24 protein-coding genes are annotated in these 25774 nt (G+C 48.5%); 14 read left to right on the top strand and 10 right to left on the bottom strand.

Features of this window, described 5'->3' with window-relative positions:
* Positions 1-63 precede the first annotated feature (63 nt).
* A complete protein-coding gene (locus tag HZF10_RS13840; RefSeq protein ID WP_176006816.1) occupies positions 64-2454 on the top strand; it encodes a hybrid sensor histidine kinase/response regulator in 2391 nt (796 codons plus the stop codon).
* Here the strand turns inward: HZF10_RS13840 and HZF10_RS13835 are convergent.
* On the bottom strand, positions 2451-3350 hold the full coding sequence (locus tag HZF10_RS13835; protein WP_176006815.1) for a DUF72 domain-containing protein: 900 nt from the start codon (positions 3348-3350) through the stop codon (positions 2451-2453). The genes HZF10_RS13840 and HZF10_RS13835 overlap by 4 nt on opposite strands.
* 201 nt (positions 3351-3551) lie before the next feature.
* Between HZF10_RS13835 and HZF10_RS13830 the strand changes: the two genes are divergently transcribed.
* The 5 genes from HZF10_RS13830 to HZF10_RS13810 are packed head-to-tail and all read left to right on the top strand — an operon-like array spanning position 3552 to position 7583.
* Positions 3552-4172, top strand: a complete 621-nt coding sequence (locus HZF10_RS13830; RefSeq protein ID WP_176006814.1) for a cysteine hydrolase family protein — start codon at positions 3552-3554, stop codon at positions 4170-4172.
* Complete coding sequence (locus tag HZF10_RS13825; RefSeq protein WP_176006813.1) at positions 4169-4702, top strand: hypothetical protein; 534 nt, start codon at positions 4169-4171, stop codon at positions 4700-4702. Before HZF10_RS13830 ends, HZF10_RS13825 begins: the two co-directional genes overlap by 4 nt.
* Positions 4703-4750: 48 nt before the next feature.
* A complete protein-coding gene (locus HZF10_RS13820; RefSeq protein WP_176006812.1) occupies positions 4751-5644 on the top strand; it encodes an alpha/beta fold hydrolase in 894 nt (297 codons plus the stop codon).
* Positions 5645-5667: 23 nt separating this feature from the next.
* Positions 5668-6750, top strand: a complete 1083-nt coding sequence (locus tag HZF10_RS13815; protein WP_176006811.1) for an alpha/beta hydrolase — start codon at positions 5668-5670, stop codon at positions 6748-6750.
* A 44-nt stretch (positions 6751-6794) separates the two neighbouring features.
* Complete coding sequence (locus tag HZF10_RS13810) at positions 6795-7583, top strand: alpha/beta hydrolase (RefSeq protein WP_176006810.1); 789 nt, start codon at positions 6795-6797, stop codon at positions 7581-7583.
* Position 7584: 1 nt separating this feature from the next.
* Here the strand turns inward: HZF10_RS13810 and HZF10_RS13805 are convergent, their stop codons facing one another.
* A complete protein-coding gene (locus tag HZF10_RS13805; protein ID WP_176006809.1) occupies positions 7585-9423 on the bottom strand; it encodes a sigma 54-interacting transcriptional regulator in 1839 nt (612 codons plus the stop codon).
* Complete coding sequence (locus tag HZF10_RS13800; RefSeq protein ID WP_176006808.1) at positions 9420-11651, bottom strand: tetratricopeptide repeat-containing sensor histidine kinase; 2232 nt, start codon at positions 11649-11651, stop codon at positions 9420-9422. The genes HZF10_RS13805 and HZF10_RS13800 overlap by 4 nt, the downstream gene beginning before the upstream one ends.
* Positions 11652-11909: 258 nt before the next feature.
* On the opposite strand from HZF10_RS13800, the gene HZF10_RS13795 reads away from it, so the two are divergent.
* From HZF10_RS13795 to HZF10_RS13765, 7 genes are all read left to right on the top strand, one after another.
* Positions 11910-12143 carry a thioredoxin family protein gene (locus HZF10_RS13795; RefSeq protein ID WP_176006807.1) on the top strand — a complete coding sequence of 78 codons (234 nt, stop codon included), beginning with the start codon at positions 11910-11912 and terminating at the stop codon, positions 12141-12143.
* 59 nt (positions 12144-12202) lie between these two features.
* On the top strand, positions 12203-12466 hold the full coding sequence (locus tag HZF10_RS13790) for a DUF2024 family protein (RefSeq protein WP_176006806.1): 264 nt from the start codon (positions 12203-12205) through the stop codon (positions 12464-12466).
* Positions 12466-13065: a MarR family winged helix-turn-helix transcriptional regulator gene (locus tag HZF10_RS13785; RefSeq protein ID WP_176006805.1), complete on the top strand. Its 600-nt coding sequence runs from the start codon at positions 12466-12468 to the stop codon at positions 13063-13065. The genes HZF10_RS13790 and HZF10_RS13785 overlap by 1 nt, the downstream gene beginning before the upstream one ends.
* On the top strand, positions 13062-13760 hold the full coding sequence (locus HZF10_RS13780; RefSeq protein ID WP_176006804.1) for a type 1 glutamine amidotransferase: 699 nt from the start codon (positions 13062-13064) through the stop codon (positions 13758-13760). Before HZF10_RS13785 ends, HZF10_RS13780 begins: the two co-directional genes overlap by 4 nt.
* Before the next feature lie 141 nt (positions 13761-13901).
* Positions 13902-14642 carry a hypothetical protein gene (locus HZF10_RS13775; RefSeq protein ID WP_176006803.1) on the top strand — a complete coding sequence of 247 codons (741 nt, stop codon included), beginning with the start codon at positions 13902-13904 and terminating at the stop codon, positions 14640-14642.
* 67 nt (positions 14643-14709) lie between these two features.
* Positions 14710-16182, top strand: coding sequence for a catalase (locus HZF10_RS13770; RefSeq protein ID WP_176006802.1), 1473 nt, complete (start codon positions 14710-14712; stop codon positions 16180-16182).
* A gap of 153 nt (positions 16183-16335) precedes the next feature.
* Entirely contained in the window at positions 16336-17016 is a 681-nt protein-coding gene (locus HZF10_RS13765) for a metal-dependent hydrolase (RefSeq protein ID WP_176006801.1), read from the top strand.
* Positions 17017-17066: 50 nt separating this feature from the next.
* On the opposite strand, the gene HZF10_RS13760 is transcribed toward HZF10_RS13765, so the two are convergent.
* The 7 genes from HZF10_RS13760 to HZF10_RS13730 all read right to left on the bottom strand — a co-directional run bounded on the left by HZF10_RS13760 (position 17067) and on the right by HZF10_RS13730 (position 25271).
* Positions 17067-17858: an alpha/beta hydrolase gene (locus tag HZF10_RS13760; RefSeq protein ID WP_176006800.1), complete on the bottom strand. Its 792-nt coding sequence runs from the start codon at positions 17856-17858 to the stop codon at positions 17067-17069.
* Between the two features lie 282 nt (positions 17859-18140).
* A complete protein-coding gene (locus HZF10_RS13755; RefSeq protein WP_176006799.1) occupies positions 18141-19172 on the bottom strand; it encodes an LLM class flavin-dependent oxidoreductase in 1032 nt (343 codons plus the stop codon).
* 96 nt (positions 19173-19268) lie between these two features.
* On the bottom strand, positions 19269-23528 hold the full coding sequence (locus HZF10_RS13750) for a CotH kinase family protein (RefSeq protein WP_176006798.1): 4260 nt from the start codon (positions 23526-23528) through the stop codon (positions 19269-19271).
* 166 nt (positions 23529-23694) lie between these two features.
* Positions 23695-24003, bottom strand: coding sequence for a hypothetical protein (locus HZF10_RS13745; RefSeq protein ID WP_176006797.1), 309 nt, complete (start codon positions 24001-24003; stop codon positions 23695-23697).
* 25 nt (positions 24004-24028) lie between these two features.
* Entirely contained in the window at positions 24029-24556 is a 528-nt protein-coding gene (locus tag HZF10_RS13740) for a hypothetical protein (RefSeq protein WP_176006796.1), read from the bottom strand.
* Between the two features lie 27 nt (positions 24557-24583).
* Entirely contained in the window at positions 24584-24832 is a 249-nt protein-coding gene (locus tag HZF10_RS13735; protein ID WP_176006795.1) for an FUSC family protein, read from the bottom strand.
* Positions 24833-24878: 46 nt separating this feature from the next.
* Complete coding sequence (locus tag HZF10_RS13730) at positions 24879-25271, bottom strand: hypothetical protein (RefSeq protein ID WP_176006794.1); 393 nt, start codon at positions 25269-25271, stop codon at positions 24879-24881.
* Between the two features lie 225 nt (positions 25272-25496).
* Between HZF10_RS13730 and HZF10_RS13725 the strand changes: the two genes are divergently transcribed.
* The gene (locus HZF10_RS13725; protein WP_176006793.1) at positions 25497-25676 is read left to right on the top strand and encodes a DUF2188 domain-containing protein; all 180 of its coding nucleotides are present in this window, start codon (positions 25497-25499) and stop codon (positions 25674-25676) included.
* The last annotated feature ends 98 nt before the right edge of the window (positions 25677-25774 follow it).

Below are 25774 nucleotides of genomic sequence, written 5' to 3'. Positions count from 1 at the left end.
ACGCTTTCGTTGGTGTTGTTAATTAAGTTTTCTAAGTTTCGCTACCCAAAAACACCTACTAACGTGAAAAATCTACTCCTTGCGGCAGTACTTTTTTTATGCTGCCCCGTCGTGAAATCACAATACGTGTTTTCCGATAAAAATCTTCCAGAGGAAATTTCCATTCTCGAAAATGCAGCTATTGCCAATGTCGGCAACAAACAATTGTCATTCGAAGATATCCGCAGCAAAAAGATCGATCCGAGATTCGAACCTTTGAAAGGCCTTCTGGGCAACCTCGGTTTTACCAAAGATACCTATTGGGTCAAATTCGAACTCGTCAACAAACTCGACATCCCGATCCAGTATTATCTCGAAACGGCCGAACCCGTAACTGACAACATCGACCTCTATCTAGTCGACGGCCTCGGACATACCAAACTGCAACGCAGCGGCGACAACCTGCATTTCGACGAACGCGCGGTAGCAAGCCGCAAATCGGTGTTCAACATTTCGCTCGACAAACGAGAAAGCGTCTCGGCGTATATGCAAATCGTCAACGACGGCGAGAAGAACAACCTGCCGCTCAAACTGATAAAACCTTCCAAACTTCTCGAAAGCACGTACCACGACCAACTCGTGATGGGTTTTTTCTACGGGATTTTACTCGTGATCGCGATTACGTACCTGTTTTTCTACTTTGCCTTAAAGGAAAACTCGTTCCTGCATTATTCGCTTTACGTGAGTTTTATGGCCTTGTGCCAATTCGCGCTCGACGGGTTCTATCACCAATATCTCGGCACTGGTTATTCGTGGTTCGACAAGCATGTAGTCATTATCTCGGCGATTTTGAGTTGTTATTTTTTCGGCAGATATAGTGCAACCGTACTCGACATCGAATCGGAAAACCCGTGGCTTTACAAGTGCTACCAACTGCTTTTCGGAGTGTTGGCGGCAGCGTTCATCGGCGTCGTGGTTTTTCCGTCGTTCTTGCATTTCGCCTATCCGACGATCAACCTGCTCACGCTCGTGGGAATCCTGTTGATCTTCGCGACCGTCGTGACCAAATTCGTTCGAAGACAGCAAATCGACCGCTATTACACGGGCGGCATCGTCATCCTTTTCCTTTGCATAGCATTGGCCGTATCGATGAATTTCGGCATTTTCCCCGACGATTTCGCGACAGACAACATCACCAAGCCCGGAATAGCGCTCGAAATCATCGCCTTGTCGCTTTCGATGGCCAACCGCATCCGATTGCTCAAGACCCGAAAAGAAGAACTGCAGACCGTCGCTTTGCAGAAATCAGAGGAAATGAACGACATCAAATCGTATTTCCTTTCGAATATGAGCCACGAACTGCGAACACCTTTGAACGCGATCCTGGGTTTGGCCAGCGCGATGGAACAGGAAACCGACAGCGAAAAAATAAAGGCCAATTGCGAGATAATCCGTTACGCTTCCCACGGATTGATTTCGTCGGTCAACGATATCCTCGATTTCTCGCGCATCGAAAAAGGCGAATTACGGTTGGACAAAGTCGAATTCAATCTTCATGATGTTTTCGAGAAGCTACGCGGCACGGTGCGCAAACAAATCCTCGACAAAGGCTTGACGTTCGAATTCTCGAGCAATGTCGACACGGCAATCTCGGTTTTCGGCGATCCGATACGACTTGAACAGATGCTGTACAACCTTTTGGGCAATGCATGCAAGTTCACTTCGGCGGGTTCGGTCAAATTCCTTGTCGATGCAAAATCGGTCAAAGGCAAAATGATGCTCAAAATCACGATCGCCGACACCGGAACCGGAATTCCGAAAGAAAAACTGGAATCGGTTTTCGGATTGTTTTCACAAAGCGACCTCGACAACAAGCGCAAATTCGGCGGTTTCGGCATCGGACTCAGCATCGTAAAATCGCTTTGCGACCTTCACGGCGGCAAAATCGCGCTCGACAGCGATTTAGGGGTAGGAACCGTGTGTACGGTGTTGCTCGATTATGAAATCGCGATGCAAGTCGTAAAAACAATCGATATACCGATACGGGATTCAGGATATTCAGGTAAAAATATCCTTATCGTAGAAGACAACGCCATGAACCAAATGGTCATCAAGATGATGCTCAAAGGTTTGCCCGGACTGGCTTTTTCTGTTGCCAACGACGGTTCGGAATGTCTCGAAAAGATGAAACAAGAAAAATTCGATCTCGTACTCATGGATTTGCAGATGCCCGTGATGGACGGTTACGAAGCCATGCGCGCCATCCGTTCGGGCCGAACAGGAGATTTAAACACCAACATCCCGATCATCGTCGTGACGGCCGACATCACGCCCGAAACCAAAGAACGCGTTTTTGCCATCGGGGCAGACGATTACCTGACCAAGCCGATAGACAAAAAACTGCTGTACCAAAAAATCGGCGAGGTGTTTTTTGCCGGTCCGCAAGAGGACGAAGTATCTAAAATTGCGGTTTAATTTTCGTCGAACATCGATTTTTGGGCGGCTTGACGCACGGGAATGTGGATCGAGACGTCGAATTCCTTGTTTATCTCCTTGATGAAATGTTCGGCGAGCAAAGGCGATTCCAGTTCGATATTCTGGTGAACGAAAAAATATAGTTTTTGCAAACCTTCCTGTTTCCAAGTTTTGATGCGCGCGACCCAATCGTTGAGCCTATCGTAATCGGATAAATGGTTCGCACCCACATAACGCACGAAAGCCACCGGACTCGTGAGCCGCATGTGCAGCATGTCGCGTCTTCCGGCCGTATCTACGATGATGTTGGCCATGCCCAATTCTTCAAGTAAATTTTCGAAATCGGCTTTGGCCTTTTCATCGGTAAACCATTCGTTGTTGCGCACTTCGACGCCAAGCGGCACACCTTTCGGGAATTCACGCAGGGTTTTTTCCAATCGCGCGAAATCCTTGGGTTTGAAATTGTCGTGCAACTGCAAAAAGCACATGCCCAATTTATCCCCGAAATTGCTCACGGCATTGCAGAACGTATCCACAGGCTCTTTCACATCGATCAATCGCTTGAAATGCGAGATCGTATTGGTGAGTTTCGGGAAAAACTTGAAATCTTCGGGGGTTTTCTCTTTCCAGGTCTCGACTTGCTGCCAGGTCGGCATTCCGTAAAACGTCGCGTTGAGTTCGATCGAATTGAACTGGGTCGCATAATACGTAAGCTCGTCTTTCGTGCCTCTCGGATAAAAGCCCTTGAGGTCGGTCTTGTTCCATTTGGCGCAGCCGATCGAAATCTCGAAAGGCTTGTCGTCCTTGTTTTTGTTTAAGACTTGTTTCGTTTTTGGATCGTCTTTCGGAAGCGTAAAATCGACTTCACCTGGGTTGGGAACTTGGCCGAAAATCATGGGATAAGGTTTTTGGCTAAGTTACATTTTTCTGCAACTTTTCCACTCATGCAAATCCGAAGTATTCCAACATAAACCACACGACATTTCGCATGCGTTAGCGATATTTCACCAAAGCAACCTCAATCTTTTACGGTTTCAACCGATTTATGGCTTTGGCGGGTTTTTTGGAATATCCATACAGAACGCAAAGCAAAATATATGGAGACATCCACTACCTCGAAAACCGCGCTGATCCTCGTCGATCCATTCAACGACTTCTTGTCGCAAGGCGGAAAACTTTATCCGTACACCAAAGAAACGGTAGAAGGCCTGCAACTCGTCAAACACATGAAGATGTTGCTCGACAGCGCGAGAAAAAGGAACATGTTGGTCGTTTACGCCCCGCATCGGCATACGCAAGAAGGCGATTACCTGAACTGGAAATTCCTGTCGCCATCGCATCAAGGCAGCAAAAGCACGACGTTGTTCGAACTTGGGAGTTGGGGTGCCGAATTCCATCCTGAGCTTGTTCCGCAGCAAGGCGATATCGTCGTCCAGAACCATTGGACGGGAAGCGCTTTCGCCAATACCGACCTCGATTTCATTTTGCGTATGAACAACATCGAGCGCATCATTCTTGCCGGAATGCGCGCCAATACGTGTATAGATTCGACGGCGAGATACGGAGTGGAGTTAGGGTATCATGTAACGCTTATACGAGACGGTATAGGTGCGTTCAATTTTGAGGAAATCCGAGCGACCGTAGAAACCAATTTCCCGAATTACGGACACAGCATGTTATCGGCACAAGAATTCGCGAACCAAGAAGATTTGTCATGAACGACGAACTCGCACAAAGCAAGGCCGTGGCATTGATCAAAGCGCCTATAGAAAAAATAGACCTCGGACAATGGCTGTTTACGTTGACCGACGCCGAATACCAATCGTGCTCTCCGGCCCATATAGCTGCGGGATCAAATGTTTCCACAGACGGAAAACGCATGTCGATAAACGTCGAAAAGATTGCCGACAATTTTCTCGTGCAGCATTACGTAGAAGAAATTTCAACTCCTTCGCTGTGCCGTGTGTATTCGCTGTCGGATTCTTTTTCGGGATTTGGACATACCAAACTCGGTATTCGATGGGAAGTCGCTTTGACACGCGTTTCCGAGAGCCTGACCGAATTTATGAATACCGTAGTGGTTTTGATGACCGATGATTTCGCCGCGTCGCTAAAAGCTGCAGGCCTATCCGATTTGAAAGAGGTCAAGGCCGGTATGCTCGAAAACCTCGTTGCGCATAATCGCGAAGAGACGCCTTTATTCGCAAAAGACATCGAAAGGAAAGCACGGCAAGGCGTTTGGGATTAGACTCACATTTCTTAGAACAACAATCATTTTAATCATAAAAAACAAACTATGAAAGTATTCAACATCATCTGCACCGTCATTTTTTCGGGTGCGGCCGCCCAAGCCCAGACGGCGCTTACTTCTAAAACCGAATTTCTTGAAAAGGATGGAAGAAAGATCGCCTATCGTTCGATCGGAAAAGGAAGTCCGATTATCCTGATCAACCGTTTTCGCGGAACGCTCGACACCTGGGATCCGCTTTTTCTCGACGAGCTTGCCAAGAATCATCGCGTGGTGACGTTCGATTATTCGGGCATCGGATATTCAACAGGAAGTTTGCCGACCAATTTGCACGATGTCGCCCGCGACGTGAAAGATGTAGCCGAAGGACTCAACCTCAAGAAAACGGCAATCGCAGGCTGGTCTTACGGAGGATTGGTCGCACAGACCGCGCTAGTCGATTTTCCGGAATTGGTCACGCACGCCATTCTCATCGGAACGAATCCGATCGGCAAAAACGAATTACCGCTCGATCCTTTGTTTCTTGAACACGCGCTAAAACCCGTCAATGATTTCAACGACGAGACGGTGCTTTTCTTCGAACCTAAATCGGAAGAAAGCGTCAAGGCCGCAAAAGCTTCGCATGACCGCATTTTTAAGCGTATCGATGTGAGCAAGATCCCGTCGACGATGGAAGTTTTCAAGCTGTATTTCGCCGGTGGTGAAGCCTCGCGTGCCGAATCGGATCCGACGCGTGCCAAATTCATCGCCACAAAAAAACCGGTATTGACCATTTCGGGCGATCACGATATCAGTTTTCCTGTAGAAAATTGGTTCAAGTTGTTACGCCAATTGTCAACCACCGAACACATCGTATTCCCGCATACGGGGCATGCGCCCCAACACCAATATCCGGAACTCACGGCCGAATACATCACGAGCTTTTTGAAACGCACCCGATAATCTTAATCACAAATACTGAAATCATGAAAACTAAACGACTTTTTCAAAACACCACAGGATTTTTATGCCTTGCGATCATCGCTTCCTGTGGCGACAAAGAACCGCAAGCTGAAGCCACGCCGTCTGAAACCACAACGACGCAAGTGGCCGATTTCTCTACCGATCCCAACATCGATCGGCAGACAAAAGAATTCCTCAAAGTACTGAATTCGGGAGGCAAACCGCTAGAGTCGCTTCCGTTGGCCGATGCGCGCGGTGTGCTTGAAGGCGCGCAATCGGGCGTGAAAGTAGACGTGTCCGGAATCGAGGAATCCCAAAAAACCATCACCCAAGACGGGCTCACCGTCAAACTCACGATCGTCCGTCCCGAAGGTGAAAAGCGCAAACTTCCGGTTTTTCTGTTCATACACGGAGGCGGTTGGGTACTTGGCGACTATCCGACGCACAAGCGTTTGATACGCGATTTGGTCGTCGAATCGGGGCTTGCCGCGGTTTACGTCGATTATTCGCGTTCTCCCGAGGCCAAATATCCGGTCGCGCTCAACGAGATTTACGCCGCGCTCAAATGGGTGGCCGCAAACGGCGATGAAATCAATGTAGACGGGACGAAGCTCGCCATTGTCGGCAACAGCGTCGGAGGCAATATGACCGCCGCCACGACCCAAAGAGCCAAAGATGAGAACGGGCCGAAAATCAAGGCGCAGGTTTTGTTATGGCCCGTGGCCGATACGAAATTCGATACCGAATCGTACCGCAAATTCGCCAAAGACCGCTTCCTTACCGAAAGCCTGATGAAGTGGATGTTCGACCAATACACGACCGATCCGGATCAACGCAAGGAAAAATACATATCGCTCGTGAATTCGACGGCAGAAGACCTTAAAGGTTTGCCGCCCACGCTGATACAAACCGCCGAAAATGATATCTTGCGCGATGAAGGTGAAGCGTACGGACGTAAACTCGATGAAGCGGGCGTTCCCGTGACAATCGTGCGTTATCAAGGCGTGATACACGATTTCGGGCTTTTGAACGCTATTTCCCAATTGCCCGCAACGAGATCGCACATCACACAAGCGGCAGCCGAACTCAAAAAACACCTGAAATAATATTAACAAACCGACACCGTCCCGTGTCGGTTTTATTATCCTGTATGGAAACCAAAACCAAACATATCGTATTCATCACCGGAGCGTTCGTCACCCACAAAAGCTGGTTGCATTGGAAGACGTATTTTGAAGGCAAAGGATACACTTGCAGTCTCGAACCCTGGCCGCACAAAGACAAAGCGGTAGAAGAATTGCGCGCGCGACAAGGGAAAGATCTCGATTTGGCGCTCATGCCATATAGCGAAGTGCTCGACCATTACGAACGCATCATCAAACAGATGCCCGAAAAACCAATCCTGATCGGACATTCCGTAGGCGGGCTTACCACGCAATTGCTGCTGCAACGCGGAATAGCCGTGGCGGGAATCGCGATCCATCCGGCGCCGCCACAAGGCGTATTGTCTTTCAAATGGTCGTTCTTAAGAGCGGTTTGGCATCCGCTGGCGTTTTTTACATCGGCCCGAAAAACACATTTGATGAGCTTTCCGCAATGGCAATACGCGTTTACCAATGGTATGGATTTCGACGAACAGCTCATGTCTTACGAGGAAAATGTAATCCCGGAATCGAAAACCGTTCTTAGGAATGCGCTAGGCCGTACCGCGCATATCGACTTCGAGCGGCCACACGCACCGCTGTTGATCCTTTCGGGAAGTATCGATAACATTATTCCGGCATCGCTCAACCTATCGAATTTCAAACGCTACAAAAATCGCGAGTCCATTACCGACTACAAAGAATTCGAGGCCGCCAATCATTATGTGGTGAGCGCGCCGGGATGGAAACGCCAAGCCGATTACATTCTGGACTGGATTACAAAATACGGCATCTGATCTATCGGATACCGAGTTTCTTCATTCGGGAATTGAGCGTAGACGGCGGAATGTCGAGCACTTCCGCAGCTCCGCCGGTTCCCGAAACTTTTCCCTTGCACTTCTCGAGTACGGCCACGATATGGTCGCGTTCGTTCTCATGGATGGTTTTAGTCCCATTCGTTGTTTCGATTTTTTGGCCGGACGAGGGAATTATAGGCAAGTCTATATCCGAAATCGACTGGGTTCGCGAGGTAAGGATATGTCGTTGGACGCAATGCTCCAATTCGCGGATGTTGCCCGGCCAGTGATGTTGTTTGAGGAGTTGCAATGCTTCGGGCGTAAACTCGAGTTGCCTTTCGCTGTATTTTTCGAGAAAGTACGAGACCAGTTCGGGAATGTCGCCTTTCCTGTCGCGCAATGCAGGAACGGTTATCGGAAAGATATGCAGGCGATAGTATAAATCAAGGCGGAAACGTCCGGCGCTCACTTCTTCTTCGAGGTTTTTGTTCGTAGCCGCTATGATGCGCACATTGACGGGAATAGGATTGCGTCCGCCGATGCGTTCTATCTCACGTTCTTGTAAAACGCGTAACAATTTCACTTGTAACTCGCGTGGCATGTCTCCGATTTCATCAAGGAAAATCGTGCCGCCGTTGGCTTGTTCGAACTTTCCGATGCGTGTATCCATGGCGTTCGTAAAAGCGCCTTTTTCATGTCCGAAAAGCAACGACTCGGCCAGATTTTCCGGGATCGAGGCGCAATTGATCACGACAATCGGCTGCCCGTTTCGCGAAGAAAGCCGATGGATCGCACGCGCCACTTTTTCCTTTCCCGTACCGCTTTCCCCTAAAATGAGTACCGAAGCTTCCGATGGCGCCACGCGTTGGATATTGTCGAAAACCTCGAGCATTTTGGTGCTTTTCCCGATCATATCGGCGAATGCGGAAGGCGCTTTTTTCTTTTCGGGAATCGCGGGTTTGCCAGGATTTTTGACATCAGTCGCCTTAAATACAGAATAAAGCGACTTCCCGATTTCGGACATAAGCTGCAACTGATTGTCGGCATAGGCCGAATGCTGCCTGCTGCAAAACGAAAGGACGCCTTTCACCTGGTCGTGGTCGATAACGATTTGCAACATGCTTTTCAATCCGTATTCTGCGATCAACGCCATCCACCGCGGATGCTGATGCGCGAAAGAAGATAATGATTGCCCGGTGTACAATCCGGAACGGATGTTTGCTATCTCATCGGTCGCCTTTGTTTCGATAAGTCGGTATTTCTCGAACTGAAGCCGCAGCAATCCCATCGCATCGCAGGCATTCGACGAATCGCCTATCGGATAAAAATCGATATAATCGAAACAGACGTAAGGCTGGAACGCTTTTGCGGTCTCGGTGAATTTTTGCGCACAGGACAACGTCGAATTGCCGATTTCGTCCACTTCACGAATCAGCGTGAGTTGTTGGGCTATTCGCGATTCGAGACTGTGGTTCTTGCGATAGAACGCAATTTCCAGTGTCGTGACGACATCTTGTTCGCGAAACGGTTTGACGATGAATCCGTAAGGTTCGGACACTTTGGCCTGATCGAGGATTTTCCTGTCCGAATTCGCCGAAATGAAGATGAACGCGATATGTTGCTGTTTGAGCTTCATTGCGAGGTCGATTCCGGTCTGGCTGCCTTTGAGAAAAATGTCGAGCACGACCAAATCGGGTTTCTGGCGTGCTATCATTTCTTCGGCCTGGCTCACGGAACGCGCGATTCCGCAAACTTCATATCCGTTTTTCTCAAGAATGAGTTCGAGATCATGTGCCTCAATGAACTGGTCTTCCACCAGCAGTATTTTATTGCGTTTCATCGTTTTTGTGTTGCGGTTGACCTGTCCGGAACGGGCTCGAACTGGAATTCGAGTGAGACCCGTACGCCGTTTTGGGTGGCGATATCGAGTTTGGCATCGAGGTCATCGGCCAGTCCACGGATCAGTTTTAAGCCCAGCGAAATTTTGTTGTTGCCCAGTACAGGGTTCATTCCGATGCCGTCATCACTGGTTTGCAGCTTGAGTACATCGTCTTTGAGCAGCATCAGGAAAATCGAGATTTGTCCTTCGGCATTGTCGGGAAATGCATATTTGACCGAATTGGTGATGCATTCGTTGATGATCAGGCCGATCGGTACGGCGTGTGAAGTATCAAGGTCGATCGGCTCGATTTCCGTAATGAACTTGATACGCGTGCCCGTGTCGAATATCTGTTTGAAATAATCGATAAGCTCGCCTATGTAAACCGACATATTGATTGTAGTCACATTGTCGGACATGTACAGTTTTTTGTGGATCAACGACATCGAATGGATGCGGTGCTGGCTGTCGCGGATTGCCGTTGCCGCAGCTTCGTTATCCAAATAATGCGTTTGGGCGTTGAGTAGGCTCATGACCATTTGCAGGTTGTTCTTGACGCGATGGTGTATTTCTTTGAGCAGCCATTCTTTTTCGTCCACGAGTTTCTCGAGTGAAGTGTTCTTGAGGTTGATCTCGTTTTTTTGAGATTCGAGCAGGCGGTTGGTTTTTTGTTTGCCTCGGTATCGCAAAATCAGCAATGTCACAATGAACAGCAGTAAAGTCACTGCCGCAAAACTAAGGTTGCGCACCAACGTGGTCTTCGAAAGTTCGCTTCTTTGCAGCTCGCTTTCCTTTGTCAGCAGCGAATTGATCCTATCTTTTACTTTGATCGCGTTGTCTTTTTTCTCGGTTTCATATTGCACCTGGAGTTCGGCGATGCGGTTGTCTACTTTTTCGTTCGTCAGGGAATCACTGTACTTCTTATAAAGTCGGTAATTTTCCAAAGCCGATGCATGTGAATTTTGGGCCGAATCGATTTGGGACAGTCTGCGGTAAATATCCTGAAGCGCTCCTTTGTCTTTATTTCGGATGCTGAAATCCCTATACCGAAGCGCTATTTTTTTCGATTTGTCGTATTGTTTCGTCCCGAAATAATAGGTGACGAGTCCTGGCAGGAACATGCGTATATTTTGATCGTCGGGCGCAAGCGACGCGAGTTTTTTGTCGGCCAGCGCCGCATATTTCTGTGCGCTTTTGAAATCGTTGATGAACGAATAGGCGAGTAGCGAACGGCTGATCACAAGGTCTTGCACGGGCGGAGGCATGTTGGGTAAATCGTTCTCGAGCGGTTTGAGATAACCCAACGCTTCCTTGTATTTTTTTTGCGACATCGTATTGGCGATGAGATTGGCGAGCACCATAATTTTCAACTCTTGATCATTGTATCGGCTCGCGATTTCGTACCCCGATTTGAAATAACGTCCCGCCGTTCCATAATCGCCCGATTGGGTGTAAGCGATTCCCGTGTAGTTGTAGATTTCTCCATCTTCTTTTTCCTTTTTGGCCGACGCGTCTATAAGTTTAGCGGCCTTAAGGCTGTATTCGATCGCCTTGTCCAGATTGCCCGTCTCGAGTTCGGTTATGGCCATCAACGAAAATACTTTCTGCACTTTTGGGTCGCCCGCTTTCCGGTAAAGCGCCAAAGCTTCATCGAGTTTTTTTTTGCCTTGTGCCATATCTCCCGAATTCATCGTCCAAAAAGCCATTTCACGAACCGCAAAGGCTTCTTTTTTGGTTTTTCGCGCTTTCTTGTACGCCGTACTTGCCTTTTCGTAAAGTGAAGCATATTCGACAGGATCGGTTTCTTTCGACTCGGCCATGGCGACATAAGAATCGCCGATTCCTTCATTATCTCGAAGCGAAGAGAAGGAGTCGAGGGCTTTTTGCGCCAATGAATGAGCATTGGGCATGTCGTATTTGGCCGCGAGGATTTTAGAACGCAACAATAGGTTTTGAGCGACTTCTGGTTTGGTAACACTTAGCTTTTCGGCTTTCCGAGCGTAATATAACGCACTGTCCGTGGCATTCGGAAAGTCGACTTCCTCTGCATGCGAAAGATGGTTTTCGGCTTTTTGCACATACTCCTTGAGCACTGTGTTTGCCTGAGATGAAGATGTCCTTTTCTCCTTGACCTGGGCATCGCAATTCATGTACAAAACGAATGCGATAACAAGTAATGCCGCTTTCATAAGACTTTGTTTTTTGGAAATAAATGGTGGGGAGCCAAAAGAGGTTTAAAAATAATTAAAATATCTCTAAAAGCGTGAATTTCAGTGGGTTTTTTGATGTTTTTGCGGCATTCCCAACAATCGGCAGATTTTGTATCCAAACCCTGAAAACGAACGTGTAAGAAGTTATTTCTGTTAAAGATTCTTAAAAAAATCAATTAGTTAGGAATCCTAACTATATTTGTAACGGCAATGAAGCCAAAACTAAATTTTGATTTTATGGCAAAAGCGATTTTTTATCATGCAGGTTGTCCGGTTTGTGTAAGCGCCGAACACGACATCGTAGGTTTAATTGGAGAATCCAAAGTAGAAGTAGTACATCTCGGAGAAGCGAAAGACCGTATTTCGGAAGCCGAAAAAGCAGGCATCAAATCGGTTCCGGCGTTGGTGCTCGAAAACGGAAATGTGCTGCACATCAACTTCGGCGCTTCTATCGAAGAAGTAAAGGCCTAAACAGAACAGCCTTCGTTGAATTTTTGGCGAAGGCTCATTTTCAACTTCAATACAAAAACATGAAAGTAGCGATCTGGGATACTTACGTAACCAAAACCGACGGGACAAAAATGCATTTCGACATCGTCGTTCCGCACAGCTTAAAGCAAGCGGATATTATTCATACATTTGGGCAGGAATACCTGTCTTCATTGGGCTACCAAGGGCTCAAACTGGATTCTGAGGAATGCCGTTACTGCCATATGGAAACCGCTCCCGAGCATGTGGTTTCGGGCATTGACGAAAAAGGATACTTCATCATCGAAATGGAAAACTGCCGTTAATGAAAAATGTGCCGCAAGACGTACCGCCAACCATCGAAGCCAAGATAGCCGTCGCGCTCGAAAGGATTTCGGAGGCGTTCCGCGTCTTGTTGTGGGATGCCGCAAAGACACACGGATTGAGTCCGATCCAGGTGCAATTGCTGGTTTTTATCGAAAGCCACAAACCCGAGATGTGCAAGGTCAGTTTTTTGGCATCCGAATTCAACATGACCAAAGCCACGATAAGCGATTCGGTGAAAGCGCTGTTGCGGAAGAACCTGGTCGTGACGATGACCGACGCGACGGATACACGCAGTTTTACGATTGCCTTGACCGACGAAGGCCACCGCATCGCGCGCCAGGCTTCGGGTTTTGCCGGTGCGCTCGAACAATCCGTAACCCGTTTGCCGGAAACCCAAAAATCCGAAATGTACACCGGATTGCTCGCGCTGATCGCCGACCTGAACCGTCGCCAGGTCATCACCGAGCAAAGGATGTGTTTCAATTGCGCCTATTATATGCAGGATTCAGGACTGGGTTTCTGCAAACTGCTCGATATTTTCCTTACCGAAAAAACACTCAGGGTCGATTGTCCCGAATTTGAACCCGTTTTGACATGAACATCCATTATTTCCAACACGTTTCGTTCGAAGGCCCGGCGTATTTGTCGCAATGGGCAATATCGAACGGCCATACGCTAATCGGAACGGCCGTTTTCGAAAATATGTCGCTTCCCGATCCCAAAACCGTCGATTGCCTGATCGTTTTGGGCGGTCCGATGAACATTTACGAGGAAGATGAACATGCGTGGCTAAAATCCGAAAAGGAGTTCATTTCGGCTTTTATCAAAAGCGGTAAGCCTGTAATCGGGATTTGTCTGGGTTCGCAACTGATCGCTTCGGTTTTGGGAGCAAAGGTTTTTGCCAATCACGACAAGGAGATAGGATGGTTTCCGATCGAAAGTACGGACGAAGCGAAAACGCATCCGTTGTTTTCAGGCATCCGATTCGACCAACCCGTTTTCCATTGGCACGGCGATACTTTCGAGTTGCCCAAAGGTGCGCAAAACTTGTTTACGAGTGCGGGTTGCGCTAATCAGGCTTTTAGTTACGGATCGAATGTGCTTGCTTTTCAATTCCATCCCGAAGTGACGCGTCAGGCTTTAGACGCCATGATCGAAAACGGAAGAGACGAACTCGTTCCCGGCCGTTTCATACAAACCGAAAGCGAAATGCGATCCCATCTTACGTTGGGCGAGGTTTCCAATTCGATTTTGGATACGATACTGGACCGCTTCCTTCATCAATACGTCTGATCGACTTCTGATATTTCGCCAAATTCTTGACATGTGGCGAACCAATTTCCCGGGTTCTATTTTAAATAATTGATAGTCAGTGATTTGATTATAAGGTATCACTTTTGGAAAACCTATTCCAGAACCTTTAAACTTATGATCATGTTGCAATTTTTCTTTTTGGCAAGTGTGCCTATCGGATTCCTGTTCGCGCCGATTTGCGGTAAATGTTACAACAACGACGATTTCGCCATCCAATCGGCATCGGTAAGGCATCACGACGATTATGCCATGACGGTTTGGGAAATCAACGTGAAAGGAAACGCCGGGGCGACGACTCCCAAACCCGTGGGCGAGCTTAACGGCGCACCCGTTCTCGGATATGTTTTCCCTACGACTTTAAAACCCACCGATGTCGGCTTCAACCAAACCGAAGGCATCACGGCACTGGCATTGACCGCACATCCCGATTTCGACGACACGCCCATGTGGGACGAAAACGTCGACAAGAATTTCGGAAACGACGGCGTGATCTGGCATCCGCATTGGGTAATACTCGTAGAAGACAAACGCGTCGAGGGCGGACTTTCGGTCAAGGAATTCAAAAAAGGCGACAAGACGGTAAAACTTCCGGCCAACAACCCGGGAATGGCAATGTATATGGACAGTCCGGGTTTCCAGGTCGTCACGAAAGGAAATACGATACGTGTCATGGTGCCCGATTATCGCATCAGCAACAAAACCGATTTCAAGTTCGACGCCGTGGCCTGCTTCATGCAAGTGAACACGGGCGGCAAAGCGAAACACGTCGATGGCGGCAAAGGTCCGAAACCGATGTTAGGTGTTTACCAGGTGTATTCGGTGGCCAGCGGCAATCTTTCGCTGCCTTATTCCGTACAGTAAATCTTTCTTTTTTGGCCGTCCGGTAAGTGGCATTTTCCCGGATGGCCTTCTTTTAAAACCAACGATCATGGAAAACAATAAACTCACCACCGCTACAGGAACGCCCGTGCCCGACAACCAGAACATCATGACCGCTGGCGCACGTGGGCCGGCTTTGCTGCAAGACTTTTGGTTTCTCGAAAAGATGGCACATTTTGACCGCGAAGTGATTCCCGAAAGACGCATGCACGCCAAAGGCTCGGGCGCTTACGGCGAATTCACCGTCACAAACGACATTACGCGATATACCAAGGCCGACATTTTTTCGCAAATAGGCAAAAAGACACCTTTGTTCGTGCGATTTTCTACCGTTGCCGGAGAACGAGGCGCCGCCGATGCCGAACGCGACATCCGTGGCTTCGCGATCAAATTCTATACGCAACAAGGCAATTGGGATCTGGTCGGCAACAACACGCCCGTGTTTTTTATGCGCGATCCGCTCAAGTTCCCCGATTTGAACCACGCGGTAAAGCGCGATCCGAAAACCAACCTCAGAAGTGCCAACAACAATTGGGATTTCTGGACGCTTTTGCCCGAAGCGTTGCATCAGGTAACCATTGTGATGAGCGACCGCGGCATTCCGAAATCATATCGGCACATGCACGGTTTCGGCAGCCATACTTTTAGTTTCATCAACAATGCGGACGAGCGTTTTTGGGTAAAATACCATTGGCGCACGGTTCAGGGCATCGATAATTTGTCCGATGAGGAATCGACCGCGTTGATCGGCCGCGACCGCGAAACCCACCAACGCGACCTGTTCGACAACATCTCGATCGGAAATTTTCCGAAATGGAAATTCTACGTTCAGATCATGCCCGAAAAAGACGCGCAAACCTATCATCTGAATCCTTTCGACCTTACCAAAGTCTGGCCTCATGCCGATTATCCGTTGATTGAAGTAGGCGAGTTCGAACTCAACCGCAACCCCGAAAACTATTTTGCCGAAGTCGAGCAGGTGGCGTTCAATCCGGCCAATATCGTTCCCGGAGTCGGTTTTTCGCCAGACAAAATGCTTCAGGGACGTTTGTTTTCGTATGGAGATGCACAGCGTTACAGGCTTGGCGTGAACCACTCGCAGATTCCGGTGAATCAGCCAAAATGCCCGTATCATGCGTTCCATCGCGACGGTGCGATGCGCGTCGACGGCAATTACGGAGACGCTCATGGCTATGAACCCAACAGTTTCGGGCAATGGAAGGAACAGCCTGAGTACAAAGAACCTCCTTTGGCGCTTTCGGGCGATGCGGCGGCCTGGAACCATCGTGTCGATACGGATTATTTTTCGCAACCCGGCGCATTGTTCCGATTGATGTCCGATGAAAAGAAACAGCTGCTGTTCGCCAATACGGCCAACAGCATTTCATCTGCCGAAACATTTATAAAGATCCGTCACATCCAAAATTGCTACAAGGCCGATCCCGCTTATGGTCAAGGAGTTGCCGGCGCGCTTGGTTTGACGATGGATGAGGTTACAGCTTTTTCACATCCCGCATTGTAATTTATTGGGTAATTTTTTTCTTTGGCCGGCATCGTATCCTCACTTACCTGTCGGCTTTTTTATTTCGTAAATTGTTCAGTAATAGATTTTTGTAAAAAAACAAGCCGAAAATACAACGGCAAACCTCGATTATTCACTATTAAATCTCATATCATGGAAATCACGTACTACGGACATTCTTGCTTTTTGGTCAAAGGCGGCGGCAAAGACCTGCTTTTCGACCCTTACGTCACACCTAACGAACTTGCATCACATATAGACGTCGATGCGATTCCGGCCGACAATATCTTCTGTTCCCATGCGCATTTCGATCACGTGACCGATGTCGAACGCATCGCCAACAGGACAGGCGCACGCGTTTTCGGTTGTTGGGAATTGTATCAATGGTTCAATTCGAAGGGATTGAAAAATACGTTCCCGATAAATCCCGGCGGAAAATTCAATTTTGATTTCGGAACGGTAAAAGCGGTCATCGCCCAACATTCGGCCAGTTTACCCGACGGCAGTTACGGCGGTGTCGCGAGCGGTTTCGTATTCGCCACGAACGACGGCAATTTCTATTACAGCGGCGATACGGCGCTCACGCTCGACATGCAATTGATTCCGAGATTTACCAAAGTCGATTTTGCGGTATTCCCGATCGGCGACGGATTGACGATGGGTGTAGAAGAAGCGATAGAAGCCGCTAAAATGGTAGGCGTGACGAAAGTCATGGGCGTGCATTACGACACGTTCGGCTTTATCGTCATCGACAAGGAAAAAGCCGTCAAGGACTTCGAAAAGGCCGGAATAAAACTGTTCCTTCCGGCAATCGGTGAAACGTTTACGATATAAACAAGAAAGACCGGATAGGCATCAAAACCCTATCCGGTCAACCCAACCAATCAATATTTATTGATGAATTCGAGCGCATAAGATGCTTCTTCTCTCCAGGTAGGCAATCCGAGCACGTAGTGGTTGCGACCTTCGAATTCCTTGTATTCGGTAACCGAATGCGGGTTGCCTTTTTTATAGCGCATATAATTCTTGTAGTTCAACGACGCCGGCATGATGTGGTCGGCGCTTCCCGAAATGAACAGCAATGGCGCATGTGCGGTCGAGAAATCGATATGGCCAATTTTTCCTAACGGATCGCGAAGCACGCGTCTTGACTCTGGAATCGTGTTTTCTTCGTACGATTCTTTCTGTTCCTGCAAACTCATGCCGTTGGTGAATGCGTATTGCCATTCCGAGAAACTCATCAGGTGGGTTTTGCGCAGCGAACTGAACAGCCCGAGCGGTTTCCAAAGCGAACGGATAAACGAAAACTCGAACGAAGTCACGCCTTGTGGCGGCACGGAATGGACTGCGATCGCCGCTTGTCCGAGTCCGCGCTGCAATAAAATCTGTGCGGTGAGTCCGCCGAGCGAATGTCCGATCAGGATCGGTTTTTCGGGTAAGCCCTTGATGATGTTGGTGTAATGGTCGAGCACGTCGGCATAATGCAAGCCGGCCAAAGCCGTATCGTGCGGTTGCTTGGCGCGCAAATATTGAGGCGTACCCGATTTTTCGGGCCAAGGTTCCACAATGCACGTATAGCCTTGGCTTTCGAAGAAATTCTTCCAGTTTTTCCATCCCGTATGGCTCACGAAAGCGCCCGTGAGGAAAACGATGGTTTTAGAGAGGATTGTTTTCATGTTATGGATTTTAAGTGATATGATCGGTATTTCCTGAATCCACGATGGTTTTCATCATCGACTTCTTTTAATGAAGCCAAGTTTTGTGCCTCTCATTTAAAATATTGATTTTCAAATAGTTGATTTTTGTAATCGTTTGAAAACCTGCGATATTTCGCTAATGCTTGCGCGTTTAGTGGTATTTGGAAGATTGATGCGCGATTCTCAAGATCTGGATCATGAGTATAAAAAAACCGGACGATGACATCCGGTTCAGTAGTACGATTCAGTGAATGTGAAGATTTATGCGCCCATTTCCTTTTGTACGATCGGAATCACTTTCGTTCCGATCAATTCGATCGATTTCATGAGTTGGGCATGCGAAAGCCCGGCGTTATCCATCTGGAACGTAAACCGGTCGACACCGCCAAGCGCTTCGCCATGACGCAGGATTTTTTCGGCCACCCGTTCAGGGCCACCAACGACCAAGACGCCTTTGGGTGCGATCAGATGGTCGAATTGCTCGCGTGTTACGGGCGGCCAACCGCGTTCCCGTCCGAGTTTGGTCCATAATTCGGCATATCCCGGATAATATTCGGATTCCGCTTGCTCGTTGTCATTGCTTACATAACCCGGCGAATGAAGTCCGACTTTTAATTCTTCGGGTTTAAAGCCCGCTTCCCGGCCGGCTTCGCGATATAAGTCGATCAACGGTCGGAAGCGTTGGGTTTGCCCTCCGATGATGGCTACCATCAAGGGCAAGCCCAGTGTTCCCGCACGAGCAAACGATTCGGGCGTACCGCCGACGCCGAGCCAAATCGGTAATTTTTGTTGAGCCGCGCGTGGATAAACCGGAAGATGCTGCAAAGGCGCACGAAATTTGCCCGACCACGTCACGAATTCGTTATCGCGGATTTTTAAAAGCAAGTCGAGTTTTTCGGCAAATAACTTGTCGTAATCGTTGAGGTCGAAACCGAAAAGCGGATAGGCTTCGATCGAAGAACCGCGTCCCACGACGATTTCAGCGCGCCCTTTCGAAATAAGGTCTAGCGTCGCGAAACTTTGGTACACGCGCACCGGATCGGCCGCACTGAGAACGGTCACGGCGCTCGCGAGTTTGATGCGCTTGGTTTTTGCCGCTGCGGCACTCAATATGACCGCGGTCGCCGAATCGAGGAATTCCTTTTTGTGATGTTCGCCGATTCCAAAAACATCGAGCCCGACCTGATCGGCGAGTTCGATCCTTTCGAGCAGTTGCGCCATCGCGTCCATGCTGCTCAAACCTTCTTTATTGCCGTATAAGGCCGATGCGAAGCTGTCTATTCCTATTTCCATCGAGTCGTTTTTGCAAAGGTTGTGATTTTACGCCGGATGTCGGAATTGCTTACTTAAGGGAAAGCGGTTGTTGGCCGCCTTCCCGAGTATTCCAGTTTAGTGTTTGACCAGTTTATGGGTCGTCAAACCTTTGGCCGTTTTGATTTTGAGCAGATACACGCCTGCGTTCAACGCCGCGAGGTCTATCGTTTCGGTATTGGCGTTTATGTGCTTTTTATGCCAGATTTTCTTTCCGACCATATCGTAAACCGACAATTCGGTCATCTGCTCATTTCCGACGATCTGCACATTATTCGTAAACGGATTCGGGAAAACCTGATACGTCGTCGCGTGATGCGTCGGTACGGCCAATTGCTGCACGCCTTTGAGCGTGACGTTGTCGTATCGGTTGTTGCCGTTATCGCCCGTGATGTTGCCTTCGAACGTAATCCTGATCTTGAAATTCGGATTGTTGTTCACGGCCGCGATCGAACTGAAATCGATGTTGACGAGACTGAAATCGGTAGACACATTGAACGATGTCTGGCTCAATCCGGCCTGAACGAAATTCGTACCGTCTATACTATATGCCAAATTATTGATGAGTTGACCTTCATTCGTACGTTGCACGGCATAGGCGAATTTGATGGCTTGGTAGCCCGTGGTCGGTAAGTCGAACACAAGCGATCGCCCGTCCGACGGGTTTCTCACACGCGCGCATTTTCCCGAAGTCTCGTCGAAATGCATGTTGAGTATCGAGCCGTTGTTGTTGGCATCGATGTCGCGCGGACCGCTTCCGGTATACGTCATCAAAGGAACGGCACCCGCAACCTGGTTGTAATCGGCAGGAATTACCGTTACGTCGGTAGGGGTTTCGAGCGTGTTGAAATGCCAGTAATAAAGCGCCTGTTCGGCACTCGTGATTTCGGTGAAATGTGCCGTGACCGATGTGGCCTGCGAAATCTGCAGGATGATGTCTATGCTTGTGTCATCGGGATCGATGGTGGCTCCATCGACGACCCAATGGTCGAATTGGTAACCCGTGAGCGCCTCGGCTTTGAGCATCGTGTCGAGATTTCCGAAAACCTGGGCCGTAAACGGATACGTCGCCAACCATTCAGAATTCATGCGTATTTTGCCCGAATTCACAGGTTCGACCTGGAAAATCGTCTCATACGGGCCGGTCACCTCGTAACAATCCTGCATTCCCGTCGCGATCGTTTGGGAACAACGCGTGAGCAGGAACTCGCGCGCATCTTCCACATTGGCTTGCCATTGCGCCATGCTTCCGCCCCAACGTTGGATTTGGCGCGGCATTTCGGGAGTCATCACTGCCACGATGCTGTCGAACACCTGCGTCACTTGCTCGCACGAAAGTCCGGTGTTGAGCAAATCGGCATATCTTGAAATATAGCGCTGGCGTACGATCGGGCTTTCGGTGATCAGTTTTTCGATGGTTTGGGCATGGCCGACGCCGACTTCGAGTTCTTCTACGTTGCAAGGATCGGCATTCGCGGTGATGTCGGGAATTCCGGTGTAATTGATGTAGTGGCCAAGTACGCCGTCGCAATCCCAAAGCGCATAACGCCATTTCAAAGCGCCGCCCAACGGATCAAGGCCGCGCCACCAAGACGTATTCCAGTTGAGCCAATCTTTGTTGACCATATACGAATTGAGTACGAAATAATCGATCAGGCTGTCGATGTTGAGCTGGCCGTCGACGTAATCGTAATTCGCTTCGAGCGCCATGTCGTTGTTTTGCACGAACGCCATCAGGTCGTCCCAGGCATCGATCGCGGGCTGGTTTCCGAATTCAGGATTCGTCGCACCCCAGGTTTTGATGTACTGGATGTATTGGTCGCTGTCGCGGAAAATATAATCCTGTCCGTAATAATAATCGGTGTATTGGTTGTCGTCGACCTTTTCGCGCATGTCGTACACGCCCCAATATTGGCCGTTGACGAAGAGCGACACGAAATTGCTGCGTCTTTCGTCGAGTTCCAATCCCGCCATTTCTGAGACTTTCTGTACGAATACATCCCTCATGTGCGCGCCTCCGCTTTGGTGCGGATAATTGTCGCTACCGGCGGCTTTCAAAATCAATCTCCTGTAATTCGTGCGGTCCGTCGTGTTGAAGAATTGATGCTCCAGACGTCTTTTATAGCCGTGGTCGTCGCGCGCAATAAAGTCGATGCCGCGTTGGTCATATGCCCACGAATCGTTTCCGTGCTTGTCGAAATCGCCCATGGTCTCGTCTATGAACGTGCCGTCGGGCTCGAAATATTCGAAATATCCGGTCGGCTCGATCTGGTTGCCGTTGAGCAATTGCAGCAAGTCGGCATCGCCCGACAACGAAACCACGGGCATCGTCGAATTGTCGTTGATGAAATACGTGTTGGTCTCGATGAATCCCGGTAAAATTCCGGCAACGGTACTGAACGACCTTGCCCTGAGTACGGTATTTTGGGAAATCGAAACCGGACCTGAGTAAAGTGTCGAAGTCGCGGTCGGCGTAGCACCGTTCGTCGTATATCGAATTTGTTCGTTCGTGCCCGAAGACGCGAGCGATACTGAAATCGGCCCCGCATATTTTCCCGGAGCGACGCTCAAAGTCGGTTTGGTCGCATAATTCGAGGAACCGTTGGTATTGTGCTGGCCCGGAGTCGGCGTGGCGAAAACGCTCCAAGTGGACGCTCCGTCGCTCGTCCTTCCGTACGAATGATTGGTTTGGGTCGTGAACATTTCGACCGATTCGATGATGTTTCCGCCAGGATCGGCAATCACGATTTCGTCGGGATCGGTCTGCGTCAGATCAAAACTCGCATGCAAAACCGTTCCCGAAGAAATATTGCGGTTCGAACAAAAAACCAAAACGCGGCTGTTCGGCGGGATGATGCCGTCCTGGATCTGCCACTTGGTCGGGTTGTTGATGTTGTTGCTCAGGTAATAACCCGCCAAGTTGAAATACGTATCGGGACTCGAGTTGTACAGTTCGACCCAATCCTCGTTTCGGCCGAAGCCGTCGTTGAAATTGCGGTTCGAAGCCGAATATTCGTTGATCAGTAAAGGCCCGTTGCCGAATTCGATCGTTCCGTAGGTGACGGCGATTTCGCGTCTGCTCACGAAATCATAGGTCGCGTTGCAACCGTTTCCGCCCCAATTCCGCCCGAAATTGAACGTATAATTGATTTGTCCCGTAGAGACGACGTTCCCGATCGGGCTGTCGTTGATGGTATAGGTTTGCAGTCCGGCTGTTCCGCCGACTCCGTTTTGGATCGGCGTTTGTCCGTTAGGACCTGAAATGTAGCTGCGTTGGTCGCTCATCCATGCGCCAGATCCGGCCACGGCCACGAAATCGTAACTGATGTTCGAAGACAGCACGGTTTCACCTGCGGGAACGCTAACCTGCAATGCCGCTTGCTGATACGTCGGAAGGAAGCACGAATTGATCGCGTCGTTGTTCGTTACGGTGACGATAGGATCGATGTTGATCGGATAAACCCTGTCGGTCGATTTGAGCCAAGAACCGTCGATTTCGATCTGGATTTTATATTTCGGCCCGTCGAGCTTCACCAGATTATACTTCGCTTCGTAAACCGGATGGTGTTGGTTGCGCACGGCAACTTTGCTGTCCGAAATCACAGGCTGTTGAAAGACCAATGCTTCACGTCCTTCGCTATCGACGATCATCAGGCGATTCGCGCTTTTGTCTTCGGCCATTGAAAATCCTTTCGGAAGCGTAAGCGTTTCCTCGACGATGAGGCGATCGAATTGAGCGGGTAAAAAATCGACGGATTTTATGCGGTAGTCGTACTTGACCGCTTGGTTGTACAACGTGATGTTCTTGTCGAGATTCGCCGAAATATCGGTGAACGCAATTTCGTTGTCGCTTTTCACGGCGGCCTGTTGTTTGCCGCTGCGGATTGATTTGACCACGGAATTATCGCCCGACACGAAACGGAAATCGGTCTTTTCAATATTGGCAAAATGTCCGTCGGCTTTCAAATTGATACCGTTGCCGGTCAACATAAAGAACGAATTCTGGATAGGATAGATGATTTTGCTGTCCGATTTACCCAGTTTGTAAATGATGCTGTGCCACATTCCCGAACCGTCCTGATAATGCAAAGGCGCAGACGATTGCACGGTCGTTTTGGTTTTGTTCGTGTTCAGGAACGTGCGCGAGAACTTTGTCCTTTCGTGTACAAGCTCATAGTCTACTTCGTGCAAGACGGCAGAATGGGTGGTTTTGCCCAATTCCGGATGCGACCGATATTCAGGTGGGATTTGGCTGTAGGTTTTTTGGGTGTTGCCGTTTTGCGAGAAACCCCAAAACGATAGAAGTAGGAGGCAGCTTTTAAGGTAAAAGTTCTTCATGCTAAATCACGTTTGTGTTAATACTAAGTGAAGGAAATGTTAATTACGAAGCCTAATATAAGGTTTATTTGCTTCGTTTTTAATGTTTTAGGATATAGTGCGAAGAATTTTTAGAAAGCGACTGTTTTGGCCGGTTCACGGTATCCGATGTAGGGTTGTTAAGGAGTTAAACCCAATAGGTCCACAATCGCACGAACAGCAATAGTGAAGAAAGCAAGGCAAACAAGACGGCTATATACGAAAGCGTCCTGTTTTCTTTTTTGCGGACGGCGACCAAGGCCAGGGTCAATCCCAAGACGATCCCGAATCCGATGTAAAGCTTTATGTCGAGTTCTTTTATTTCGGTGATTCCGAACAAGGCTTTATCTTTTCCGCGTGCTTGCCCGTACATGCGCAAAAGCCTGAAATTTTGGAATAGGGTCGCGCCGATGCAAATCAAGCTTAGGATGATCGATGCGACCGAGTACTTTTTCATTTTTGGGATGCTACCGAAACGGCGATTATTTGTACAAAAGACCGAGGATTCCTTTTTTCATTTCGATTTTCACCGAATCGTTCACCGAAAAAGTCCCGACGGTTTTTTTGTTCGATTCGAAAACGAATTCCTCTGCGTTTTCATTAACGGATAGTGTGTATATGGGAAGCATTTTACCCACTTTGTCGGCATTGACGACTTCGGTAACGACGCCGTTCATCTCTTGCGTATCCGGCGGGAAAGAACAATTGACGAACAGTAACCCGCAAGAGGCCACGGATCGGATGATCAAAAAGTGAAGTGCCGCGAAAATGAAAATCGCGAGCAAAATTTCTTTTGGGAATATTCTCCGATCGACACCGCCTTGTTTGATTTTACGCACGACGTATCGTATCAAAAAAAACGCAAAAATCGGCACGACCACTAGGTCGACCATTTTTTTGGCCTTCGCTTGCTCGTACAGGTCGAATTGCAGCGGATAGAACAGCAAAAGCACCGAACAGACGCACAGGATGATTACAAACGCGATAATCAATTTGAATTTTGGCTGCATCTGTAGTTTTTATGTTTGTGTCGGATACTATTTCAAATCCCTTTCTTTGAGCAGGCTTTCCACCTCTTGTTTCTTGGCTCTGTTTCTGGCTGCTATCGGCAAATAGACCAACGGAAGAAAAGTAAGAAGCCCGAAACCGTTTCTGATCGTACTATAAAGTGCGATCCCGATCAGGGAACCGATGATCACCGCGTCGTAAATATTGGTCGATTTGACCTTTTTCGCTTCCTGCAGCAATTCTTCGTTCGTGAATGCCGCCAGTTCTTTTTGTTCCATGTGTGAAATATCTTTTGTGTTGTGTTCGAAAGTTAGGCTTTTGAAGTCATTCCATGAAATTATACCAAACATCCGTTTTGCCGTTTTTCATTTTGCTGTAACGGACTTCGCAATAGATGTCCATGTTGTCGATTTGGTCGCACCCGTCGGGTTTATACGTGTACTCGTCGCCAAAAATCGGATCGGGGATTTTGAGGATCGGGGAAAGCAGATACACCCGGCTTATTTCGTCGGATTCCAATTTGAAATTTTTGTTGTGTTCGTATACGATGTGTTTCAAATTTGATTTCGTGACGTAATTCAATAGGTATATTTCGGTTTGTTTTTTATCGGCACAGACGCGTTCGACGTCTTTAAAAGACTTTACGTAAAGTACGAGCACGACACAGGTCAGCAGTAAAAGTGCTATTAAGATTCGCGTTGCTTTTTTTATGGACATTCGATTCGTTGTGGGATTTTTCTGTATAGGCGAAGTTAGTGAAAAATGGGTAGGGATGGAGGTTGGGCAGAGAAGAAGAAGGCAGGCGGTCTATGCTGCGCCCGAAAATAACAGGGTCGTACAGCGCAACTACTCGCACAAGCCCCATTATTCCCGTACGCCATAAATCGGGAAAGTCCCGATCGCTTTACCTTAGGATAAGTTGAATATTTAATCCGATAAGATATGCCATGGTACAACGGGGATTATCCCCCTTCATACAAAAACCAGCCTGAAGCACTACGCGAGAAAGCGGTAGAAATCGCGAACGCATTGTTGGAAGATGGAACCGAAGAAGGCATCGCCATCGCCACCGGCCTTAAGAAAGCACGCGAATATTTCAAGGATAAAAAACAAAGAGAATAAGCCTATGGACACACCGTTACACAGTACAACCATGCCACATATCCATATCCTGATGTAAAGGTTTCCAAAGTTCCGGATACTAATTTAGGTTCGAATCC

The sequence above is a fragment of the Flavobacterium agri genome (assembly GCF_013401995.1).
Classification (GTDB): domain Bacteria; phylum Bacteroidota; class Bacteroidia; order Flavobacteriales; family Flavobacteriaceae; genus Flavobacterium; species Flavobacterium agri.
This window is presented reverse-complemented; position numbering and strand designations above follow the sequence as displayed.